This is a genomic window from Halpernia sp. GG3 (assembly GCF_052976925.2).
The window spans coordinates 156,454-177,943 of record NZ_JBRIIR020000014.1 but is presented as its reverse complement, the minus strand read 5'-3'; the positions used below and the strand labels follow the sequence as shown (position 1 = coordinate 177,943).

At 31.8% G+C, this 21,490-nt stretch carries 22 protein-coding genes; 7 read left to right on the top strand and 15 right to left on the bottom strand.

All coding sequences use genetic code 11. The annotated features are described in order from the left end of the window. Nucleotides 1-40 precede the first annotated feature (40 nt). The 5 genes from ACVBED_RS08285 to ACVBED_RS08265 form a co-directional block, all read right to left on the bottom strand. Nucleotides 41-631, bottom strand: a complete 591-nt coding sequence (locus tag ACVBED_RS08285) for a hypothetical protein (protein WP_473094850.1) — start codon at nucleotides 629-631, stop codon at nucleotides 41-43. A 101-nt stretch (nucleotides 632-732) separates the two neighbouring features. Continuing rightward, entirely contained in the window at nucleotides 733-1,251 is a 519-nt protein-coding gene (locus tag ACVBED_RS08280; protein ID WP_473094849.1) for a hypothetical protein, read from the bottom strand. A 74-nt stretch (nucleotides 1,252-1,325) separates the two neighbouring features. Next, nucleotides 1,326-3,539 (bottom strand): TonB-dependent siderophore receptor, encoded by a 2,214-nt coding sequence (locus tag ACVBED_RS08275; RefSeq protein WP_447121392.1) that lies wholly within the window; start codon nucleotides 3,537-3,539, stop codon nucleotides 1,326-1,328. 434 nt (nucleotides 3,540-3,973) lie between these two features. Continuing rightward, the gene (locus ACVBED_RS08270) at nucleotides 3,974-4,561 is read right to left on the bottom strand and encodes a hypothetical protein (RefSeq protein WP_447121391.1); all 588 of its coding nucleotides are present in this window, start codon (nucleotides 4,559-4,561) and stop codon (nucleotides 3,974-3,976) included. A gap of 145 nt (nucleotides 4,562-4,706) precedes the next feature. Continuing rightward, nucleotides 4,707-6,611: an ABC-F family ATP-binding cassette domain-containing protein gene (locus ACVBED_RS08265; RefSeq protein WP_447121390.1), complete on the bottom strand. Its 1,905-nt coding sequence runs from the start codon at nucleotides 6,609-6,611 to the stop codon at nucleotides 4,707-4,709. Nucleotides 6,612-6,722: 111 nt separating this feature from the next. On the opposite strand from ACVBED_RS08265, the gene ACVBED_RS08260 reads away from it, so the two are divergent. Then, a complete protein-coding gene (locus tag ACVBED_RS08260; protein ID WP_473094848.1) occupies nucleotides 6,723-7,856 on the top strand; it encodes a hypothetical protein in 1,134 nt (377 codons plus the stop codon). Here the strand turns inward: ACVBED_RS08260 and ACVBED_RS08255 are convergent. Further along, nucleotides 7,853-8,716 carry a glycoside hydrolase family 25 protein gene (locus ACVBED_RS08255; protein ID WP_447121388.1) on the bottom strand — a complete coding sequence of 288 codons (864 nt, stop codon included), beginning with the start codon at nucleotides 8,714-8,716 and terminating at the stop codon, nucleotides 7,853-7,855. The two genes, ACVBED_RS08260 and ACVBED_RS08255, sit on opposite strands and share 4 nt — an antisense overlap. A gap of 118 nt (nucleotides 8,717-8,834) precedes the next feature. Between ACVBED_RS08255 and ACVBED_RS08250 the strand changes: the two genes are divergently transcribed. Beyond that, entirely contained in the window at nucleotides 8,835-10,853 is a 2,019-nt protein-coding gene (locus ACVBED_RS08250; protein WP_473094847.1) for a M3 family metallopeptidase, read from the top strand. 149 nt (nucleotides 10,854-11,002) lie between these two features. Here the strand turns inward: ACVBED_RS08250 and ACVBED_RS08245 are convergent, their stop codons facing one another. Together ACVBED_RS08245 and panD are read right to left on the bottom strand one after the other, a co-directional pair. Further along, a complete protein-coding gene (locus tag ACVBED_RS08245) occupies nucleotides 11,003-12,037 on the bottom strand; it encodes a lysylphosphatidylglycerol synthase transmembrane domain-containing protein (protein ID WP_473094846.1) in 1,035 nt (344 codons plus the stop codon). 3 nt (nucleotides 12,038-12,040) lie between these two features. Next, nucleotides 12,041-12,391, bottom strand: coding sequence for an aspartate 1-decarboxylase (panD, locus tag ACVBED_RS08240; protein WP_447121386.1), 351 nt, complete (start codon nucleotides 12,389-12,391; stop codon nucleotides 12,041-12,043). A gap of 363 nt (nucleotides 12,392-12,754) precedes the next feature. Between panD and ACVBED_RS08235 the strand changes: the two genes are divergently transcribed. Further along, on the top strand, nucleotides 12,755-13,069 hold the full coding sequence (locus tag ACVBED_RS08235; RefSeq protein ID WP_473094845.1) for an HU family DNA-binding protein: 315 nt from the start codon (nucleotides 12,755-12,757) through the stop codon (nucleotides 13,067-13,069). Nucleotides 13,070-13,111: 42 nt separating this feature from the next. On the opposite strand, the gene pdxH is transcribed toward ACVBED_RS08235, so the two are convergent. Beyond that, a complete protein-coding gene (pdxH, locus tag ACVBED_RS08230; protein ID WP_473094844.1) occupies nucleotides 13,112-13,756 on the bottom strand; it encodes a pyridoxamine 5'-phosphate oxidase in 645 nt (214 codons plus the stop codon). Between the two features lie 21 nt (nucleotides 13,757-13,777). On the opposite strand from pdxH, the gene ACVBED_RS08225 reads away from it, so the two are divergent. Beyond that, entirely contained in the window at nucleotides 13,778-14,326 is a 549-nt protein-coding gene (locus ACVBED_RS08225) for a YqgE/AlgH family protein (protein ID WP_473094843.1), read from the top strand. Between the two features lie 153 nt (nucleotides 14,327-14,479). On the opposite strand, the gene ACVBED_RS08220 is transcribed toward ACVBED_RS08225, so the two are convergent. The 6 genes from ACVBED_RS08220 to ACVBED_RS08195 form a co-directional block, all read right to left on the bottom strand. After that, a complete protein-coding gene (locus ACVBED_RS08220; protein ID WP_447121383.1) occupies nucleotides 14,480-15,265 on the bottom strand; it encodes an aminotransferase class IV in 786 nt (261 codons plus the stop codon). Between the two features lie 61 nt (nucleotides 15,266-15,326). Beyond that, nucleotides 15,327-15,713: an START-like domain-containing protein gene (locus tag ACVBED_RS08215; RefSeq protein WP_447121382.1), complete on the bottom strand. Its 387-nt coding sequence runs from the start codon at nucleotides 15,711-15,713 to the stop codon at nucleotides 15,327-15,329. A gap of 123 nt (nucleotides 15,714-15,836) precedes the next feature. Continuing rightward, the gene (locus ACVBED_RS08210) at nucleotides 15,837-16,376 is read right to left on the bottom strand and encodes a hypothetical protein (RefSeq protein WP_447121381.1); all 540 of its coding nucleotides are present in this window, start codon (nucleotides 16,374-16,376) and stop codon (nucleotides 15,837-15,839) included. Between the two features lie 3 nt (nucleotides 16,377-16,379). Continuing rightward, nucleotides 16,380-17,384: a LuxE/PaaK family acyltransferase gene (locus ACVBED_RS08205; protein WP_473094881.1), complete on the bottom strand. Its 1,005-nt coding sequence runs from the start codon at nucleotides 17,382-17,384 to the stop codon at nucleotides 16,380-16,382. A gap of 23 nt (nucleotides 17,385-17,407) precedes the next feature. Further along, nucleotides 17,408-18,184 carry a UDP-2,3-diacylglucosamine diphosphatase gene (locus ACVBED_RS08200; protein WP_447121380.1) on the bottom strand — a complete coding sequence of 259 codons (777 nt, stop codon included), beginning with the start codon at nucleotides 18,182-18,184 and terminating at the stop codon, nucleotides 17,408-17,410. A 15-nt stretch (nucleotides 18,185-18,199) separates the two neighbouring features. Next, nucleotides 18,200-18,643: a 6-pyruvoyl trahydropterin synthase family protein gene (locus ACVBED_RS08195; protein WP_447121379.1), complete on the bottom strand. Its 444-nt coding sequence runs from the start codon at nucleotides 18,641-18,643 to the stop codon at nucleotides 18,200-18,202. A gap of 101 nt (nucleotides 18,644-18,744) precedes the next feature. On the opposite strand from ACVBED_RS08195, the gene ACVBED_RS08190 reads away from it, so the two are divergent. Genes ACVBED_RS08190 through murA form a run of 3 tightly spaced genes read left to right on the top strand, consistent with a single transcriptional unit; the run spans nucleotide 18,745 to nucleotide 21,401 of the window. Continuing rightward, on the top strand, nucleotides 18,745-19,395 hold the full coding sequence (locus tag ACVBED_RS08190; protein ID WP_473094842.1) for a ComF family protein: 651 nt from the start codon (nucleotides 18,745-18,747) through the stop codon (nucleotides 19,393-19,395). 54 nt (nucleotides 19,396-19,449) lie between these two features. Next, complete coding sequence (locus tag ACVBED_RS08185) at nucleotides 19,450-20,094, top strand: DUF4290 domain-containing protein (protein WP_447121377.1); 645 nt, start codon at nucleotides 19,450-19,452, stop codon at nucleotides 20,092-20,094. After that, complete coding sequence (gene murA / locus ACVBED_RS08180; protein WP_447121376.1) at nucleotides 20,094-21,401, top strand: UDP-N-acetylglucosamine 1-carboxyvinyltransferase; 1,308 nt, start codon at nucleotides 20,094-20,096, stop codon at nucleotides 21,399-21,401. The genes ACVBED_RS08185 and murA overlap by 1 nt, the downstream gene beginning before the upstream one ends. Nucleotides 21,402-21,490 lie beyond the last annotated feature (89 nt).

Here is a 21,490-nt window from a genome sequence, read left to right as displayed (position 1 = left end):
AACAACTTTGTTTTCAGCCTCTAATTTTGAATTCCGAAAATTACATTTCAGATTTCACATTTGACATTGCTTTAGCTGCGGGTAAGAAAATATTTAAACCTAATCTGAAGCCGACTGCAGAAGTAGTTCCTCTGTTACCAAAACCTAAGTTTCCGTTTAATTTTACTGAAGCGTCTAAACCAATATTTTGAGTTATAAAATAAGTGTAGCCAGTTCCAACACCTAGATCTAGACCGTTGGCAGATGCACCGCCGTTAGAAATTGTCGTTCCACCGATTCCCGCATTTCCTTCAACGAAAAAACGACCGTGTTTTAATAAACTATCTATACCTTGTTCGCCCGGAGAAAAGTAATATCTGGATAATGCGCCAACACCATAATTAAATATTGTAGAAGCACCTTTAGCTCCAGAAAAACCTAAATTAACATACGGTCCAACAGCCCAGTTGTTTTCTACAAAATAAGCCGCCTGCGGAGTGATTTTTACATTGTAACCAGCACCTTTGTTAAGACCAAAGTTTGCACCACCGATCTCGCCACCTACCATCCAGTTGCCTTTTTGAATTTGGGCATTTGCTGTGGAAATTAAACCTGCAGCCGCGAAGGTAAGTCCTATTACTAATTTTTTCACAATGAATTTTTTTTAATGTTAAAATTTATAGTCTTAAAAATTCAACTTTTATGCCATTTTATCACCTATATGACAATAATCATTTTAGATAAAATTTAATACTAAGAAATATAAATTAAGATAATACTTAAAATTAAACCTATCGAGGTGTAAACCATTCCTCTTCTAAAAGCCATTGATCTCACATTAAACATCCAGAAACTTGAAACTACAAAGAAGAAAAGTGAAATTCCAAAAAAAACATTTAAAAGTGACAATCTATCTTTAGATTGCGATTTATGAAGATTAGTCATCTTTTTAAAAATTGAAGGCAAGTCTTTTTTTCTAAACTTTACTGCGCCAGTCTTGGTATTATAATAACCACCTCTAAATAACAAAACACCATTCTGAGTTTTTAAAATTTCCAGATTTTTAATCTTGATCTCTTTTTCTAATTCTCTTTCTGATAAATTTTTCTCAATATTTTTCTGAATTATATTTTCTTTTTTTAAGAAATCAGAATCTCTATAAATCAGAAGAATCCCACTTACGGAGTAAACCATCATAATTCCCGCCATAAAGAAACCTAAGTACCTATGCGTTAACCGCATAAAGCTTTTTGTATTTTTTATCTGTGCCATAGTTTTGTTTTAAAAAAAATAAAATAGCAGCAACCGAAGTTGCCGCCTGAAAAATCTAGTATGAATGAATAATACTAAAGTTTATAAGTTAAAGTTATATAGAAATTTCTAGGTGTGATAGGATTCACAGAGTAATTTTCATGGACATTATAATTTACCACATCAAATAGATTTCCCACTTTTGCCATAATACTGAATTTATTCACTTCATATCCTGCAGAAAGTGCAACTGTCGTATAATCACTTAAGGGAATTAATCGTGAAACTTGATTTCTACCGTTTAGCGTTGCTTTTGTGTCATTCCAACCTGCAATTCTGTCGCCAATAAAGTAAACACTTGCACCTGCTAAAAATCCATTTAGATTATTAGAAAATTTGTAAAAAACAGAGGCATTTGCTGTAGTTGCTGGCGTTCTTACTAATCTTTGATTTTCTACGTAGCCGAAATTATCGGGTGTATTTTTATAAACAGAATGGTTGTATGAAACACCTGCTATTAAAGATAAATTTTTAGAAGGATTTCCAGTAATATCTAATTCTACGCCTTTACTACTTAATTTTCCTGAAAAATCTTTCAGATCTGAGTTAGAATTAGCATTGCCAAATCGGTCCAATTCCGCAGTTTGATAAAAATTTTGATTAATTATCTGGTACGCTGATAAATTTAATGCTACTGCATTATTCCAAAAATTCTTTTTTAAACCTAATTCATATTGGTCTATGACAGAAGGCTTCAGAGAATTTAAAAAAATATCAGTTCCAGTATTAGCAGAGAAAGAATTGGTATAAGTACCATAAACAGTTAAATTTTGATCAGGTGTAAAAACGATACCAAATTTTGGCGAAAAAGCGTGATCAACCGTCCCTAAACTTTGAATCTGATTATTTTTAATAAAATCTTTTTTCTCTCCACTTTTATTTTCAATATAAGACCATCGTAATCCAGCTAGAATTTTAAACTTTGAAGTTAAAGTAATAAAATCCTGCACAAACACACCCAATCTTTGCGTAGGAATTCTATTTCTACTAATTTTATCTGCCTCAGGAATAGCGCCACTTGCCCAGCTTGCAGGATCATCTAAATAAATCGTTCCATTTGTTAAATTTCCTTTTGATCCGTAAGATGTGGGATTATTAAATGCGTACGTGTCTGCTTGTAAAAAATCACCATCGGATCCAAGCAAAATCTGATGTTTTATTTTTCCGGTATTAAAGTTACCATTTAAATTAATCTGTGCAGAAGAATAATTTTGCTCGGTATAAGTTCTGTTTAATGGCCGCTTCCAAGAAAGTCGGTTATTATTGTCATAACTCCATTGTATCCTTTCTGTACTGTAATAATCCTTTGTGTAATTTTGATATGATAATACAGAATTTAACGTCCAGTTCTCATTAAACTCATGATTTACAATCACATCAGACGTCGCTTGTTGCACATTTTGATATTGCCACTTGGCACCCACAAAAGAATTTCGATCGAGTAAATCATTCAATCTATAACTGCCGTCTTTATTGGTTATACTTCCAATTCCAAAATCGGGCGTGAAATCATTTTTTAAATAATCACCCTCTAAGATTATTTGCGTTTTCTCGCCAATATTGAAAACAAATGACGGATTAAAATAATATTTTTTATTTTGCACCTCGTCCCGAAAGCTTTCCGAAGTTTCGTATGCGCCATTCACACGAAAGGCAACATTTTTTGAAAGCGGTCCATAAAAATCAACAGTTGGTTTGTAAGAGTTCCAGCTTCCAGCATTAAAAGAAACACTTCCACCTTGCTGAAATCGTGGTTTTTTGGTCACCAAATTTACGATACCACCCGCTGCTGTATTTCCATAAAGCATTGCGTTGCTTCCTTTTAAAACTTCCACTCTTTCTAAACCGGAAACTTCAGGGAAAACCCCACTATTAACGCGCGCGCCATTTTTAAAAATATTATCACTCCCAAAATTAAAACCGCGACCACCAAAACTGTCTTGGGAACTTCCTCTCGAAGAAGTGATATACAGACCATTTACATTTTGTAAAACCTCGCTTAGTTGTTTAGATTGTTGCTGTTCAATAATTTCGTGCGTGACGATGGAAATTGGTTGCGGCGTATCCATCACGGAAAGCTGTGATTTGCCCGCTTGCAATCTTGCTTTATTTGGATTTCCAGTTTTATGAAGTTGAATGTCTTCAATTTCCTGAATTTTTAATGTATCACTTACAAGTTCATATTTCATTTGTGAATGTGCAAATCCGGAAATACAAAGAAGACCTATACAGAAGAATGTTTGTTTCATGGTGTTGTTTAGAATTGTTATAAATAATATGGCAAAAATAAAATATAATTTCATTTATACAAAGTTTATTTAGAATAATTAAAAATAAAAGAGAAAAATATTTTTAATTAATTAATTTTTAGCAACTTACATACTAATGATTTTCGTCATACAGAGTCAAACTATTTTTATTTAAACACTTGAATAGCATTTTTTACAAATTTTAGCAAAAAAAAATCTTTTGAAAACGCTTTCAAAAGATTGATTTTAATATTAAAAAAAGATTACTATTCCTTCAATTCTACCGACTAATTTCCATTTTATGTAAATCAGCAGACAACTTTTGCAACTCATCCAAAAGTTTAGCAATTACAAAATTGGTAATATTATTTAAAAAATTCCTAGCTATGTGTTTCAAATTACAAAAACACATTAGCCCTTTTTATAATTTTTAATTATTCTTGTCTAAAATTATCTAAACCTTTTCTTGTCGCAAAAAATATATTTAGTCCCAATCTAAAGCCAATATTAGAAATTGTTCCTTGATTTCCAAAACCTAAATTCCCACTGTATTTAACGATGGCGTCTAAACCAATATCTTTCGTAATAAAATAAGTATAACCTGGTCCTATTCCTAAATCTAAACCATTCGCAGAAGCCCCACCTTGTGAAATAGTTGATCCACCGATACCGATATTACCTTCCATGAAAAACCGACCCTGTTTTAATAAATTATCAACACCTTTCTCATCTGCAGATAAATAATACCGTGATAAAGCACCAAGCGCATATTTAAAGGTTGTGGGTAAACCTTTTGCACCATTGAACCCTAAATTAGTGTAACCGCCAACTGACCAATTATCTTTAACAAAATAAGCAATTTGTGGTGTAATTGCAAGATTGAAACCCGTTCCCTTATTTAAACCAAGATTTGTTGCAACCATATTTCCACCAATCATATAATCACCTTGTTGTATTTGTGCATTCACCGTGGTAATCAATGCTGTTGCAGCGATTGTCAAAATTATTATAAATTTATTCATGATCTTTTGTTTTAATATTTCAATATTTATGCCATCAAATACTATTTTTACAAAGATAGCATTTGAATTATTTTGTAGAATTTATTACTAAAAATATTTTAAAAACGCTTTAAGAAGTCTAATATATTTAAAAAATATTAGAGTTTTATTCCTGCAATTCTAACCACCGAAGTTCCATTTCATCTAAATTATCCGACAACTTTTGCAACTCATCAGAAAGTTTTGAAATCACATCATAATCAGTTTCATTATTTAAAAGTTTTGAAAGTTCTGATCGCTTGGTCTCAAATTCTGGGATTTCTTTGTTTAATTTATCTAATTCGGATTTTTCTTTAAAAGACAATTTTCGCGCTGCACCTTCAATTTCTTGATTCTTGGGTGTTGAATCTTGAACCTTTTCTTCAAGTTTCACCTCTTTCTTAATTTCTACTTCTTGGATCTTAGATTTTGAATCTTGATTCTTCTTATCAAACTCTCTGTATTCCGAAAAAGTTCCAACAAAATCTTTAATATTTCCATTTCCTTCGAAAGCTAAGCAATGTTCCACGATACGATCCATAAAATATCTGTCGTGAGAAACAATAATTAAAGTGCCTTGAAATTGCTGCAGAAAATTTTCTAAAACCGTCAGAGTTGGTAGATCCAGATCATTTGTAGGTTCATCAAAAATTAAAAAGTTCGGATTTTGATACAACACATACATTAAATGCAAACGACGTTTTTCACCACCAGAAAGTTTAGATATTGGTGCATATTGTGTTTGATCATCAAAAAGAAATAATCTTAAAAACTGCGATGCCGAAATCGTTCTTCCGTTTGCGATGGGGAAGTTTTCAGAAATATCTTTGATGAAATCGATAACGCGTTGGTCTTCTTTATATTTCAAACCTTTTTGTGAGAAATAACCAAATTTAATCGTTTCACCAGTTTCAATTTCACCGGAATCATACTTTTCTAAACCTTGGATGATATTTAATAAAGTTGATTTTCCCGCGCCATTTTTACCAATAATTCCCACTTTTTCACCGCGCTGAAATTGATAAGAAAAATCCTTCAATAATAATTTATCGCCGAAAGATTTTGAAATTTTATGAAGTTCCAAAATTTTCGAACCCAACCGTTTCATTTCGAATTCAAGTTCTAAACTTTGTTTTCTCGTGTCCATTTTAGCGACTTTTTCAGTCTCATAAAAATCGTCCTGTCTACTTTTTGATTTAGTCGTTCGCGCTTTCGGTTGGCGACGCATCCATTCCAATTCCTTTCTATAAAGGTTATTTGCCTTATCGATTGTTGAATTTAAATTATCTTCACGGATCATTTTATTTTCCAAATAAGTTCCATAAGAACCATTATGAAAATACATTTTATGATCTTCCATCTCCCAAATAATATTACAAACCGCATCAAGAAAATACCTGTCATGCGTTACTAAAAGTAATGTAACACGTGCTTTACCCAAATAATTTTCTAACCATTCGACCATATCTACATCGAGGTGGTTGGTTGGTTCATCCATTATTAAAAGTGTGTGTTTGTGCTCTGCTCTCGTTTCTACTAACAATTTTGCAAGCGCAACACGTTTAATTTGTCCACCAGATAAAGTGTGCATTTTTGCGTCTAAATCTGTTATTTTTAACTGCGAAAGAATATTCGCCATTTCATTTTCTAAATCCCAGGCTTTGTGAATTTCCATTTCGGCCAAAGCGTTTTCCATATCATCAGGATTTTCCGAATGCAAAGCAGCATGGTAATTTTTTAAGGCTAAGATCGGTGCAGAACTTAAAGTCATCATAAATTCATCGATGGAAAGTTCGCCTTCAAAATCAATTTCCTGATCAAATAAAACAACTTGTATGTCTTTATTAATGACGACATTTCCACTATCTGCAATTTCTTTACCCATCAAGATCTTTAGCAAAGTGGATTTTCCAGTCCCATTTTTAGCAACAATGGCAATTTTATCGCCTTCATTAACGTTAAAAGTAATAGTTTTAAAAAGAGTTTTTACACCGTAAGATTTGGTAAGATTTTCTGCCGTAACGTAATTCATAAAAAAAAGATAGAAAGTTGAGTATTTCGAGCGGCAAAAATACGAAATATATTAGCGGCAATTTGCTTTTAAAAAAATGACATTTTAGCATCTAAAATATTATATTTGAAAATGAACTTTCGCAAAGAATTAATTTTAAAAGCCGATGAATTACCTTCAAATTGGAATTCAAGCGTTGCGAAAAATAATATTCTATTGTCGCGTAAATTTTTAAAAGCCTTGCACGAAAGCCAACCGAAAAATATGCAGAATTATTTTGCAGCTTTTTATAAAGATGAAATTTTAATTGGCGGCGCACTTTTGCAATATTTAGAATTTAAAAAACATAAAATTTTTAGAGAATCTTCTTTTTTAAATTTAAATAATCTCGTGATGAAATTATTTGCAAAAAATATTCTAATTATCGGCAATAACTTGGTGACCGGACAAAATGGATTTTACTTTGATTTAGATTTAATTTCTAAAAATGAAGCGATAAAATTACTGGAAGAATCCACAAAATTGGTGAAGAAAAAAATAAAAAAAACCAGTTTGATTTTATTTAAAGATTACGAAAAAGAACTTTCAGAAATTATTAGAAATAACTTAGCGAAAGATTTTAATTCATTTTCTGTTCAGCCAAATATGATTTTAAATTTAAAACCAACCTGGAAAAATTTTGAAGATTATCTGCAAGATTTTTCAACAAAATACAGAACCCGAGCAAAATCAGCGCAAAAAAAATTAGGTGAAATTGAGAAGAGAGAATTAACTTTAGAACAAATAAAAGACAATCAAAAAACGTTGCATCTACTCTATTTACAAGTCGCAAACGAAGCCAATTTTAATACATTTATACTTCCTGAAAATCATTTTTACACGCTAAAAAAACATTTAAAAGATAATTTTAAAGTTTTTGCATATTTTGAAAACGAGAAAATTCTTTCGTTCTATACACTTTTTATAAACCACGACGATATTGATACTTATTTTTTAGGTTATAATAAAATCAATCAAAAAAGCAAACAACTTTATTTAAATATGCTTTCGGATATGGTGAATTTTGGGATTTTAAATAAGAAAAAAAATATCATTTTTGGACGAACTGCACTTGAAATAAAATCAACCATTGGGGCAAAACCTCGGGAAATTTTTGGGATTGTAAAACATCAGAATTCTTTTTTAAATTTAATTTTAGAGAAATCAATTTCAAATCTAAATCCGTCAAAACCTTGGATTGCGCGAAAACCTTTTAAAGAAAATTAGTCAATCGTCAGTCTTTTCAAACTCCAAATTCCACCATTATAGACATTAATATCAACTTTAGTATTTATGCCATAAACAATTCCTTTTTCCGAGAATTGCCAAAAATTCCATTTATTTTCCGGATTTGGCGCAGAAACATCATTGTAATTTGCCAACCAAATGGGATAATCTTTAAAATCGTCTGCTAAAAAATCTTTGTAAAAATAATAGTAGGTGTAAATAATTGGCTTTTTTTCGTACGCTTTTTCCACAATTGTCAACCAAATTTTTAAATCTTCCTTTAGTTTTTCGTCACTTTTCCATCGTGAACTTTTCTCAATATCTAAAATTGGTGGTAAATCACCACCTTCTAATTTTACATTTTCTAAAAAATTATTGGCTTGTTTCACAGGATCTTCATTGACCCGATAAAAATGATAAGCGCCACGGATTAATTTATTTTTTTTAGACAATTCCCAAAATTCCTGAAACTGTTTATCTGCATTTCGATTTCCCATCGTTGCCCGTAAAAGCACAAACTGCAAAGGAATACTTCGATTTGCAATGCTTAAACTATCCCATTCAATATCTTCTTTTCTTTGGTAATGCGACACATCAAAACCAAAAACTTTATCCGTGTTTTCGCCAATTATTTTCGTAATCCTTTCAGTTTCAAACACATTATTGGTGAGTTTTTTATGCTCTATTTTATTAAAATACATCGCATAATAAAAGCTGATTTTTTGCTTCAAATAATAACCGGTTCCTAGTAAAATAAATGCAAAAACGATCAGCAAAATTTCACGACGAAAAAAGAAATTCCGTCGTCTCGTCTTGTGAATTTTCCGGCGTTTTTTCTTGGAATAATTTCTTTTAACCATTGCAACTGCAAAACTAAACCTTTGAGATTAATTTCAAAAAATTATAGAACCATTTGTCATAAATTTAGTTTTAGGCATTACTTTTGAATTTTTGTATTTACTTAAAAATAGTCCAAAAATGACAAATCCACTTTTAGAAAAATTCCATACACCGCACGAAACTGCGCCTTTTAATGAAATCACTGAGCAAGATTTTGTGCCGGCTTTTAAACAATTAATTGAAGAAAGTTTAGCAGAAATTGAAGGAATCGTTTCAAATACCGAAGAACCAACTTTCAATAACGTAATTGAAGCCCTCGCTTTTTCAGGTGAACAATTAGACCGCGTTTCTAATTTGTTTTTTAATTTAAATTCTGCCGAAACAAACGACGACATTCAGCAAATTGCACAAGAAGTTTCACCTTTATTAACTGAATTTTCCTCTAAAATTTCACAGAACGAAAAACTTTTTAATAGGGTAAAAGAAGTTTACAATCATACAAATGAAAATTTAAACGAAGAGCAAAAAATGCTTCTGGAAGAAACTTATAAAGGTTTTGTGAGAAGCGGTGCCAATTTAGATGATACTAAAAAACAAGAATTAGAAAAAATAAATATTGAACTGTCTTCTAAGACTTTAAAGTTTGGTGAAAATGTTTTGGCTTCCACCAACCAATATTTTAAACATATTTCTGATGTGAATAGATTAGATGGAATTCCGACTGCAATTTTGAAACAATTTGCGCAGGAAGCAAATGACAGAGATTTGGAAGGTTACGTCATTACGCTTCAATATCCAAGTTATATTCCCGCGATGACTTACTCAAAAAACCGGGAATTGCGGAAAGAACTGGCTTTGGCAAATGGTAAAAAATCTTTTGCTAATGACGAATTTGATAATCAAAATTTAATTAAAGATATTCTAAAATTAAAACAGGAAAAAGCAAAACTTTTAGGTTATAAATCTTATGCTGACTACGTTTTAGAAGAGAGAATGGCAAAATCTCCTGAGAAGGTTTTACAGTTTTTGGAAGAAGTTCTTACTAAAGCAAAACCTTTTGCCGGGAAAGAAATTGAAGAGTTGAAAGTTTTAGCCAAAAAAGATGGTATTGGAGATTTGCAGTCGTATGATCATTCTTTTTATGCAGAAAAATTAAGAAAAGAAAAATTTGATTTAAATGATGAGGAATTAAAACCTTATTTTCTTTTAGAAGACGTTCAGTCGGCTGTTTTTAATCTGGCAGAAAAATTATTTAATATCACTTTTAAAGAAGTGACGGACGTGCAAAAATACCATCCAGAAGTAAAAACCTATGAAGTTTTAGAAGATGGTGACTTTAAAGCTCTGGTTTATACGGATTATTTCCCTCGGAAAGGAAAAAGAGCGGGCGCCTGGATGACAAGTTTTCGCAGCCAATCTCAAAAAGACGGAATAAATATCCGTCCTCATGTTTCTGTGGTTTGCAATTTTTCTAAACCCACTTCTGAAACACCGAGTTTATTGACTTTTACTGAAGTGACAACTTTATTTCACGAGTTTGGGCATGCAATTCATGGTATTCTGGCAAATACGCAATATCCAACACTTTCTGGAACTTCTGTGAAATGGGATTTTGTAGAATTACCTTCGCAGTTTTTAGAAAATTTCTGCTACGAACCGGAATTTCTAAAAACTTTTGCAAAACATTATAAAACCGGCGAAGTTCTTTCTGATGAGAAAATTGAAAAAATTTCTCAATCTAAAAACTTTATGGAAGGTTACCAAACCATGAGACAGATAGGTTTAGGATTGCTAGATATGTCTTATCACAAAACTTTAGAACCTATTGAAGATGTAAAAGCTTTTGAAAATATACACACAAAAAAAACGCAACTTTATCCGATGAATAGTGAAACGGCAACAAGTCCGAGTTTTTCTCATATTTTTCAAGGTGGATATTCTGCCGGTTATTATTCTTATAAATGGGCAGAGGTTTTGGATGCGGATGCTTTTCAATATTTCAAAGAAAATGGAATTTTTAATAAAGAAATTGCGGAAAAATATAAAATTTTACTGTCTTCAGGTGGCACAAAAGATCCGATGGAATTGTACAAAAATTTCAGAGGAAGTGAGCCTAAAGTGGAAAGTTTGTTGAAACGGGCATTTGGGGAACACTAGATTTTTAGAAATTTCGGAAGAAAAATAAAAATTCAAAAATAGCCCCGATTGAAACGACATCCTTTTTTTGGCGAGAGAGAAGCGAGCGCCAGAAAAAGATACAGTGAAAAGCGGGAAGACTTTTTTTTAAAAGCAAAATCTTGTTGCTCCTAAAATTTAATTTTACGTGCTTTTGCGAGCATCGGGATAGAAATCATTCCCATCACAAACATAATGATCAACTGCATTGTGTGAGAAATAAATGCATAGGAAAGTCCGACTTCACCACCAATTTTTGGATCTTTTCCCATTGAGAAATAAAGCGCCATTATGCCAATTTTTAGGGCAAAATGGAAAGCACCAATTCCACCAGAAGCTGGAACCATCATTCCTAAAGTTCCCACAACAATGATGAAAAATCCGTCCGCAAATGTGAAATTTGAGGTTTCTGGAAGTGCAAAACAAACGAGATAAGCTGCTAAATAATAGCAGATCCAAATGGCAAGCGAAAGAGAAATAAATTTGAATTTATTTTTTAAATGAAAAATCGATTTTAAACCGGTTACAATGCCTTTCCAAAAATTGATGATTTTTTGGTAGAAAGAATGTGCTTGAATTCTAGATTTAAAAATGAAGAAAAGTAGGATAAATAAAATGATCATACTACCTAGAATAAAATATAAAGTGGAAGATGCTGAAGATTTTGAGGAAGACGATTTTTGTGCAATTGCAAAAGTGTAGAAGGAAGTGATTGCTTGAAATTTAAATATTAAGGTAAGCGCTAAAAAAAGAAACATACACAGCAGATCAACAATTCTCTCAAGAATAATCGTTCCAAAAGAATTTTCTACAGGCACTTTTTCTACGCCATAAAGCGCCGTTGCACGTGCTACTTCCCCACTTCTAGGAATGGTAAGATTCATTAAATAGCCAAAAGAAATGGACCAAAGCGAATTGGAATCTGAGATTTTATAACCCATTGGTTCCAAAAGTAAATTCCAGCGGATCGCGCGAAACCAATAAGCACCTAAGCCAAATACTGCAGCAGCAAAAACCCAAAAATAATTAGCGTTTTCTAAAGATTTTAAAATTTTAGTGAATTCCAGACCGCGAAAAGCAAGCCACATAAATAGTGCGGCAATTGCGAGGGAAATTATTATGGTAAGAAAAACTTTTACTGGGTTTTTCTTTTTATTCTCATTCATGAATTATGTTAAAAGATTGGTGGTTTCATTTGGGAAAACAATTTTTGGTTGAAACGTTTTTGCTTCATCGGGAGTCATTTGTGCGTACGCAATAATGATAATTATATCCCCTTTTTGTACTTTTCTCGCAGCAGGCCCATTCAAACAAACATCGCCGGATTTTCTTTTTCCTTTAATAGCATAAGTGTCAAAACGCTCGCCGTTATTGACATTAACGATGTAAACACGCTCGCCAACTAAAATTCCTGCGGCATCTAAAAGGTCTTCATCAATAGTAATACTTCCAATATAATTGAGGTCAGACTCGGTCACCTTTACGCGGTGAATTTTAGATTTAAAAAGTTCTATTAACATTTGGCAAACTTACAGAAATTTGTTTATTTGATAAAAACTAGATTTGACGAAAGTATGTAATACTGATCTGTAAGAAAATTATTATTATCTAAATAACGGAAAGACAAAATCAAAATTACGAATATAATAATGATGAACTTTGAATTTGAATTTAAATAAAATTCAGTTTCAATGGGTTTTCATCTAAATTATAACCGCAACAAAGTCTTTGCATTAAAATACGATGAAATTATCATTTTCAATTTAATTACTGTCTTTATATAAATTTTTAATTAAAAATTTTAAAATAGTTTGCGTATTATTAAAATTGTTTTATATTTGCTTAATATCATTTCTAAAAATTAACTTTAATAACTTTTTATTATGAACAAATCTGAATTAATTGATGCAATAGCAGCTGATGCAGACATCACAAAAGTAGCAGCAAAAAAAGCTTTAGAATCTTTTGTGTCAAACGTTACAAATGCCTTGAAATCTGCAGATGGTAAGGTTTCATTAGTAGGTTTCGGAACTTTTTCTGTTGCACACCGTGCTGCGAGACAAGGAATTAACCCAGCAACGAAAAAACCAATTTCAATTGCTGCAAAAAATGTTGCGAAATTTAAAGCTGGATCTGATTTATCAACAGCTGTAATGGGAGCAAAAGCAGCAGGAAAAGCACCTGCAAAAAAGAAATAATATAACTTTAATATATAAATGCCGCATTTATTGCGGCATTTTTTATGGAGCTAAACGGAAAATTTCCCAAAGTTCATTTGTAGTTTTTTTATAGACAATCCTGTCATGAAGGCGATTTGGACGTCCCTGCCAAAATTCCATTTCGTAGGGTTCTGCAATAAAACCGCCCCAATTGTTAGGCCTCGTAATTTCTTTTCCTTGGAATTCTTTTTCTAACTCATATAGTTTATTTTCTAAAAAATCACGGTTCGGGATTATCGAACTTTGGGGTGAAACTACTGCACCTAGCTGGCTACCGCGAGGACGAGAGTGAAAATAGTCTTCAGAATTTTCTTCCGATACTTTTTGAATATCAGCTTTTATGGAAATTTGACGTTCTAAATTTGGCCAAAAGAAATGAAGACAAATTTTTCCCGTATTAGCAATTGCTTTTCCTTTTTGGCTATTATAATTAGTGTAAAATATAAAGCCATTTTCATCATATGCTTTTAGCAAAACAATTCTAGTTCTTGGGCAACCATCTTCATCCATTGTGGAAATAGACATAGCATTAGCCTCCGAAATTTCCACTGAATCTTCTGCTTCTTTAAACCAAGTCTTAAACTGCTCAAAAGGTGAGTTTCTTATTTCTGTTTCTAAAAGTTCTGCATTATTATAACTTTTTCTGCTGTCATGAAGGTTTTCCATAAAAATTTATTAAGTTTGAATATGAATTATTTTTGCAAAGGTAAAATTTTAATTTCCGCGCCCGATATTTCGGGGGATGTATTTTCCAGGTCTGTAGTCTTAATATTAGAACATAATGAAAACGGCGCCTTCGGATTAATTTTAAATAAAAAAAATCCAGAAGCAGCTGAGAGGATGTTACACATATTTGGACACCCTGTAGAAGTTTACGAAGGCGGTCCCGTAGAAGATGAGAAAATTTTTTTCATTATTAATGGTGAAAAAGTATCAGCTTCATCCATTGAAATCAACGAAAATTATAATCTTACGGAAGATAAAAGTGCTGTAATAAATGCGCTGATTGATGATAAAATATCACAAGAAAATGTAAAAATTTTTACCGGTTATTCTGGTTGGGCTGCTTCACAATTAGAAACTGAATTAAAAGCAAAAATGTGGACGATTGTTGAAATTTATAATTTAGATTATACGTCATCGAACGACCAAAATCTCTGGAAAAACATAATGCAAAATCTTGGTGGTGAATATTTGCTTTGGGCAAATTCACCGGAAGATGTGAGTATGAATTAATTTAACAAACTTTAATAGTGTGTTAAATAATTTTTATGAGATAAAGTTCGTTTCTTTGGTGTAACATTTAAATACTTTGATTAATTCAAATATTTTAAAACTTCAAAACTCGGTAAAGAACTAATTAAGTGGTTGTTTGCCGAGTTTGTCAATTTAAACCAAACTTAGTTTCCAGTTATTCAGCAATTCTGTAAATCTCTTATTTTCAAAAGTTCGATTACGGATTTTTGATACAGAAAAAATACCTTTCGATTCTGAAATTATCAAAATTTCTTCAGATTTTTGGGATTCAAAGGCCATCATTTCAACTTCTTCTATTTTCAAAGAATTACTTTTATGAAGGTAAGTAACAAAAGCCTCCATCAAGGGCGAAATATACGCGCCTTCAGTCTGCTTCGGGATTTTAACGGAATTTTCTGTAAGAAATAGTAAATTTCCATTAATACTTCTGGCAATTCTCTTTTGGGGATTTAATAAAATAACATCGTCCAAATCATTTTCCATCGCATAAATTTCCCCGTAAATATTTTCCGGCGAATGCGTGTAGACATTACTGAATAGATTATTATTAACCGTTATTTCCTTTATTAAATCAATTTCAATATTTTTTTCAATACTTAAAATATCATTTTTCTCAATAAATTCAAAATAATGTGAAACACCCGATTTTGCTAAATTAGCGTTATCAGAATTGCGATATACCATCATTCTAAGAATTCCTTCCTGAGAATTCTCATTTATGTAATCGTACTGAAATATACTTTGAAAATATTCTAAAGTATAATCTGCAGGAATATTCATCCGCATTTTTCGCATAGAAGACATTAAGAAAAAATAACATTCTTCTGGTAAAAAGAGCGCGCCGTTTCTTACATAAAAAGACACCCAAACCGCATCGCCAAATAAAAAGGCTCTATTTTGCACGTTAAAATTACTCATGGAAAATAAAATTAAGATTGATATAAAAAAAGAAAGTGATAAACAATTACCACTTTTAAACTTATGAAGCGCCTAATTTCAGGCGAAGATTTTCAATTAGATTTTCCCAATATAATTTATTTTCTTCCCGATCATTTTCTTCACAAAAATCTGTGATGTTTAATGATAGATCATCTGTAATTTCGTCTATTACGATAACCAATTCAAAGAAATATTTTGTTCCTTCATCTTCTTCCCAACGGAAACGCACAAAACTTTCTGGTTTATAGCGTATTAAAGTTGCTTTTTCGGCACCACCGCCTTCCCAACTGAAATAAAAATCGTCTCCTCTTTCATCTACCTCATCTGCAAACCATTCAGAAAGCCCTTCCGCACTTGCCATATATTCATACAAAATCTCTGAAAGGCAGTGCATTGAATATTCATACTGCACTTTTATTTTCGTCATACTCTTCCTTTTAATTGCCCGCAATATATAAATTAAATTTAGATTTAGGAAAAAATTGCAGACAATTCAATTAATTTTTTAATGAGATTTTTCAGGTTTTTAGAATATTATTTTGACACCAATTTAGGGTTTAGGTAAAAAGTGATTTTTAAAAATCAATTCTTCTTTTTTAGCTTTTAATTGAAATTTTTTAAACAGAAGATTTCGGGCTGTTACTCTCAAAAAAGCATCTTTATCAATCATTTTCCAATACGAATCTTGGTGAATATTTTTTGGTTTACGAATCACAAAAAAATCTGTTTCCCAAGAATCGGGATTATGATAAAATTCTATAACACCGCAATGCAGCGGAATAGTTTCAATTTCTACCATTCCCATTGGAAATAAAAAACTGAAATTATTGCAAATATAATCGCCGCAACTTATTTTATCATGTTTTAAAAATTTCTGACCGGTTTTTTCATTAGTGTAAGATTTTTTAAAGTCATTTTTAAAATCAGCTTTTGATAATTTTATTTCAATTTCATGGCTGAAACCTTCTTTGTCAATGATTAAAATATCGGCTTCCCAATCGGTATGAAAGTGATTGGTTAAAATTAAATGCTTTTCAAAATCACAAAAGTGCGAGACATAAGCATGCGTTAATTCTTCTACTTTAATCATTTTTTAACTAATTAATAAACTGCAACCACGAATATCTGAATGGTCGATTCTTCCCAAAACCTGAAATTGCAAATTATTTTGAGAATTATTTTTAATTAATTTTCCTAAATCTTGGGTGGCAACAAAACTACAAGTATGAAGATTTGCTAAATCAATAATATTTAAAGCGCCCGTTTTTCCTACTATTTCATAAGAAAAAGGATCTTCAACATTTCTTACTAAAATGCGCATCCATGGTGGACAATCATAAGTATTATTTCCTAAAGAATAAGCCTGAGAGAGTAATTCCGTCATAGAATATTCGGAATATATTTTATCAGTTTTAAAGCCATTTTGCAAAATTTTCAACAATTCATCTTTGGTAATTTCTTCTTTTCTACCTTTCATTCCGCCAGTTTCGATGATGATTAATTGATCTGACGATGTGATGATTTGATGATTTGTTTCAGCGAAATCAAGAAAGTCCAGCAACGCAAATGAAACACCAAAAATAATGACTTTTTTATTTTCCTGAGACAATTTTTTAAGTAAATCAAAAAGATCCTGATGGTTATAAAGAAAATAATCGTTTTCAGGTTTTTCCGATTTTTTCATCAGAAAATCTACCATATATATTAATGAAGAATTTTTCTTTTCCAAATAACTGGGCAATAACCCAAGGAATACAAAATCTTCAACCTTCCCAATAAATTGTTCGAAACTTTTTAAAATACTTTCTTGGTATAAATTTTCTTCTACAACATAATGCTTTGAAAGATTTTGTAATGTGGTTCCTGAACTTTGAAAGTATAAATCTGCCGTTTTATTTTTATCTAAAATCTGGTGGTTTTTAAACATTTCGATTGGTAGAAATGGAATTTTTTCTACCGCATCAATTGTTGAAATATCAATTTTTAAAAAATCAACAAACTTTTGATAAACTTCAACGTTTTCATATTGATAGAGGAACGTTTCCAGGCATTTTTGCTGGAATTCTATTTCAGATTTTATATTGAATATTGAGTTAATCACAGGTAAAATAAATGTAAAAATTAAGAATTTGCGTCAAGATTTTTTAACTCAAAACTTTCGCCATCAAATTCGCCATAAGTAAAATAAGAAATCCAATCACCGAGATTGATGTATTTCGCTCTTCCATTTTCTAAATCTAAAACCATCGGCAAATGGCGATGACCATAAACAAAAAAATGAATTTTTTCAGTTTTTAATTTTTCTTTTGAATAAAGAATTAAAAATTCTTTGTCTTCCCCTAAAAATGCTTTGTCTTCCACGCCAGAAATCATTTTATTTTTAGTAGAAAAATAAATGGCTATTTTCATCGCAATATCTGGATGTAACCAGCGGAAAGCCCATTGCGCAAAAGGATTAGTAAAGACTTTTTTCATTCTTTTATAACCTTTATCGCCTGGACCAAGTCCATCGCCATGCGCTAAAAGAAAGTTTTTAGAATTGATTTCAAAATATTGTTTGTCGTAAAAAATAGTGGCGCCAATTTCTTGTTCCAAATAATCTTTCATCCACAAATCATGGTTGCCCACAAAAAAATAAATATCAATTCCACTATCTTTTATTTCGGCTAATTTACCTAAAACACGAACAAAACCTTTGGGAATAACATGCTTCCATTCGTGCCAAAAATCAAATAAATCGCCCATCAAGAATAAAACTTGCGCATCTTTTTTGATAGAATCTAACCAGGAAATAAATTTAGTTTCACGAATTTTACTGCTCGCAGGATTAGGCGCGCCAAAATGCTGGTCGGAAGCGAAGTAGATTTTTTTATCTTTTTGTAAATGGATCTTAGTCATTAATCGATTTTCTAATTAATTATCTTCCGCAAACCATTCACCGTAGGAATTTTCAGTTTCATGCAACTTTAAATAAGCCAATGTAACTTCTGACGGTAAATTCTTTTTAATTCTTTTTGCGATATCAATAAGCATGTTTTCGCAAGTCGGCTGATAATCGCAATAAATCACTTTATGGCCTTCATTTTCTAAAGTTTGTCCTAAAATTTTATGTGGCGAATTGGCATTTAACATAACCGCATGATCCCACTCATCGACAATTTGGGAGTTTACAATCGTTTTTAAATCGCCAAAATCCAGCACCATTCCATTTTTAGAATCGTCTAAATTATTGATGGGATTTCCTTTAACGCTTACAAAAAGTTTGTAGGAATGGCCGTGCATATTTTTACATTTGCCATCGTAATTATAAAGTACATGGGCGGTTTCAAAAGTGAAAATTTTGGTGATCCTAATCATTTTACAAAGATAAGTGAAATTTGTAGTGCATCGAAAACACATTAAAATAATAAAATTGGCAATTAAATTTTTTGTTTTAAATTTATGTAAAAGTTTCCAATTTGTTTAAAGATTTCTTTTTCCCTGACCGGTGCGTTGGTTGTAATTTAATTATTGCGGCAAAAACTTACGTGTGCGAACTATGTAAAAACCAAATTAGCTTCTGCAATTTAGAATTTGAGTCCGAAAATATTTTAAAAGAAAACTGTAAAACACTTTTTCCGGTAGATAATGCATTTGCTTTAATGGAATTTCAAAAAGAAGGCTTATCACGGGAATTAATGCACCATTTGAAATATAAAAACAGAGAAAATATTGCAGAAATTTTTGCAGAATGGACAATTGAGCGCCTTACATTTAAACAAAAACCCGACCTGATTATTTCAGTTCCGCTCCATCCAAAAAAAACAAAGGAACGCGGATATAATCAACTTCATCTTTTTACAGAAAAAATTTCGGATTATTATCAAATTCCCTTTGATCATCATTTAATTAAAAGAAATTATTACGCAAAACCGCAAGCGCTGAAAAATAAAAAAGGCCGCGAAAATCAGGAGCAATTATTCTCTTTACAAAAACCAATTATTGGCAAACATGTGTTAATAATTGACGATGTTTTTACCACTGGAAATACTATGAGCATGATGGCGTGGGAAATTTTAAATAATAAAAATAATAAAGTGAGTATTTTAATAATGGCGCACGATTATTAAAAATCAAAAATAACCGATTAAAAATCTCCACACTAAATTACTATATTTGCACTTATGGAATATAATACAGACAGAACGCATTTAAATATGCCAGAATATGGCAGGATTATACAGACTTTAGTTGAGCGCTGCAAAGAACTTCCGACGAAAGAAGAGCGCAATGAAATGGCAAACGCGATTGTTGATTTTATGGGACAAAGAAATCCCCAGCTTCGTGATGAAGAAAATTATAAACACAAATTGTGGGACCATTTATATATATTAGCGAGTTATGATTTAGATATCGATTCTCCCTACCCTTTATTGAGCGAAGAAGAACTTCATACTGCACCAAAAAGAATGGATTACCCGAAACTGCAGGGTGATTTTAAATTTTATGGTAAAAGTATTTTACAGTTGATTGAAAAAGCAATTGAGCTGGAAGCAGGTGACGAAAAAGAAGCTTTGATAGAAGTGATTGCTAACAATATGAAAAAATCTTACAATGTTTATAACAAAGAACATGTGCACGATGATGTTATTTTCAGACATTTGAAGGAACTTTCTGAAAACCGTCTGGATCTAACCAATATTGAAAGTCTCGATAAAAGTAAAATTTATTACGCCACTAATAAGAATAACAATAATAAAAATACCCGCTATACCAATAATAATCAAAGTAAAAGACGCAATTTCAATCCTAAAAATAACAGAAATTAATGGGTGAAGCGTTCGAGATAAGAGGTGGAAAACAATTGCATGGAGAAATTACACCGCAAGGTGCAAAAAATGAAGCGCTGCAAATTTTATGTGCTGTTTTATTGACCGACGAAGAGGTAAGAGTTAAAAATATTCCGGACATACAAGATGTCAATAGACTGATAGAAATTTTAGGTGATTTCGCTGTTAAAGTCACTAAAAATGGACACGGCGATTTTACTTTTAAAGCGGATGAAATAAATTTCGACTATATAAAATCCCCAGAGTTTAAAAAAGACGGTGCAAAATTGCGCGGTTCAATAATGATTTTAGGCCCCATGTTAGCAAGATTCGGGGAAGCTTATATGCCTACTCCAGGCGGAGATAAAATCGGTAGACGTAGATTAGATACGCATTTTCAAGGATTTGTAGAATTAGGCGCCGAATTTCATTATGATGAAAACGACTATTTTTATACTTTAAAAGCCAAAGAACTTCGCGGTAAATTTATTTTATTAGAAGAAGCTTCTGTTACAGGAACGGCAAATATTGTGATGGCAGCGGTTTTAGCAAAAGGACAAACAAGAATTTACAACGCTGCGTGTGAGCCTTATTTGCAACAACTTTGTAAAATGCTCAACAGAATGGGTGCGCAAATTTCAGGTATTGGTTCCAATTTATTAATTATTGAAGGTGTCAATCATTTAGGCGGAACAGAACACACGATGCTTCCGGATATGGTGGAAATCGGCTCTTGGATTGGACTTGCTGCAATGACCAAATCTGCAATAACTATTAAAAATGTGAATTATGATGAACTTGGCGTTATCCCAAATACGTTTAGAAAATTAGGAATTACTTTAGAAAGAAGTGGCGAAGATATTTTTGTTCCTGCACAGGAACATTATAAAATTCAGAAATTTATTGATGGTTCGATTTTAACTATTTCAGATTCGCCATGGCCAGGTTTTACACCAGATTTGCTCTCGATTATTTTGGTGGTTGCAACGCAAGCCAAAGGAACACTTTTAGTGCATCAAAAAATGTTTGAATCCAGATTATTTTTCGTAGATCGATTAATTGATATGGGCGCGCAGATTATTTTGTGTGATCCACACAGAGCAACTGTGGTTGGTTTAAATCATGAATCGCCATTGCGTGGAACTTCAATGATTTCTCCAGATATTAGAGCCGGAAATGCTTTGTTAATTGCGGCACTTTCCGCCGAGGGAAAATCTACTATTCATAATATCGAGCAAATTGATCGTGGTTATGAAAATATTGATGGACGATTAAAAGCGTTGGGTGCGGACATTGTGCGAATTTAGAAATAATAAAATGTAAATAGTCCCACCAAATAAACTTTAGTAGAAGATTATTTGGTGGGATTTTTGTTGCGGTTTACTTAATAAAATAT

What these genes read in the sequence shown, in the direction of transcription:
- ACVBED_RS08280 (WP_473094849.1), bottom strand. Translation starts at nt 1,251, where the DNA reads ATGGCACAGATAAAAAATACAAAAAGCTTTATGCGGTTAACGCATAGG.
- ACVBED_RS08275 (WP_447121392.1), bottom strand. Translation starts at nt 3,539, where the DNA reads ATGAAACAAACATTCTTCTGTATAGGTCTTCTTTGTATTTCCGGATTT.
- ACVBED_RS08270 (WP_447121391.1), bottom strand. Translation starts at nt 4,561, where the DNA reads ATGAATAAATTTATAATAATTTTGACAATCGCTGCAACAGCATTGATT.
- ACVBED_RS08265 (WP_447121390.1), bottom strand. Translation starts at nt 6,611, where the DNA reads ATGAATTACGTTACGGCAGAAAATCTTACCAAATCTTACGGTGTAAAA.
- ACVBED_RS08260 (WP_473094848.1), top strand. Translation starts at nt 6,723, where the DNA reads ATGAACTTTCGCAAAGAATTAATTTTAAAAGCCGATGAATTACCTTCA.
- ACVBED_RS08255 (WP_447121388.1), bottom strand. Translation starts at nt 8,716, where the DNA reads ATGGTTAAAAGAAATTATTCCAAGAAAAAACGCCGGAAAATTCACAAG.
- ACVBED_RS08250 (WP_473094847.1), top strand. Translation starts at nt 8,835, where the DNA reads ATGACAAATCCACTTTTAGAAAAATTCCATACACCGCACGAAACTGCG.
- ACVBED_RS08245 (WP_473094846.1), bottom strand. Translation starts at nt 12,037, where the DNA reads ATGAATGAGAATAAAAAGAAAAACCCAGTAAAAGTTTTTCTTACCATA.
- panD (WP_447121386.1), bottom strand. Translation starts at nt 12,391, where the DNA reads ATGTTAATAGAACTTTTTAAATCTAAAATTCACCGCGTAAAGGTGACC.
- ACVBED_RS08235 (WP_473094845.1), top strand. Translation starts at nt 12,755, where the DNA reads ATGAACAAATCTGAATTAATTGATGCAATAGCAGCTGATGCAGACATC.
- pdxH (WP_473094844.1), bottom strand. Translation starts at nt 13,756, where the DNA reads ATGGAAAACCTTCATGACAGCAGAAAAAGTTATAATAATGCAGAACTT.
- ACVBED_RS08225 (WP_473094843.1), top strand. Translation starts at nt 13,778, where the DNA reads ATGAATTATTTTTGCAAAGGTAAAATTTTAATTTCCGCGCCCGATATT.
- ACVBED_RS08220 (WP_447121383.1), bottom strand. Translation starts at nt 15,265, where the DNA reads ATGAGTAATTTTAACGTGCAAAATAGAGCCTTTTTATTTGGCGATGCG.
- ACVBED_RS08215 (WP_447121382.1), bottom strand. Translation starts at nt 15,713, where the DNA reads ATGACGAAAATAAAAGTGCAGTATGAATATTCAATGCACTGCCTTTCA.
- ACVBED_RS08210 (WP_447121381.1), bottom strand. Translation starts at nt 16,376, where the DNA reads ATGATTAAAGTAGAAGAATTAACGCATGCTTATGTCTCGCACTTTTGT.
- ACVBED_RS08200 (WP_447121380.1), bottom strand. Translation starts at nt 18,184, where the DNA reads ATGACTAAGATCCATTTACAAAAAGATAAAAAAATCTACTTCGCTTCC.
- ACVBED_RS08195 (WP_447121379.1), bottom strand. Translation starts at nt 18,643, where the DNA reads ATGATTAGGATCACCAAAATTTTCACTTTTGAAACCGCCCATGTACTT.
- ACVBED_RS08185 (WP_447121377.1), top strand. Translation starts at nt 19,450, where the DNA reads ATGGAATATAATACAGACAGAACGCATTTAAATATGCCAGAATATGGC.
- murA (WP_447121376.1), top strand. Translation starts at nt 20,094, where the DNA reads ATGGGTGAAGCGTTCGAGATAAGAGGTGGAAAACAATTGCATGGAGAA.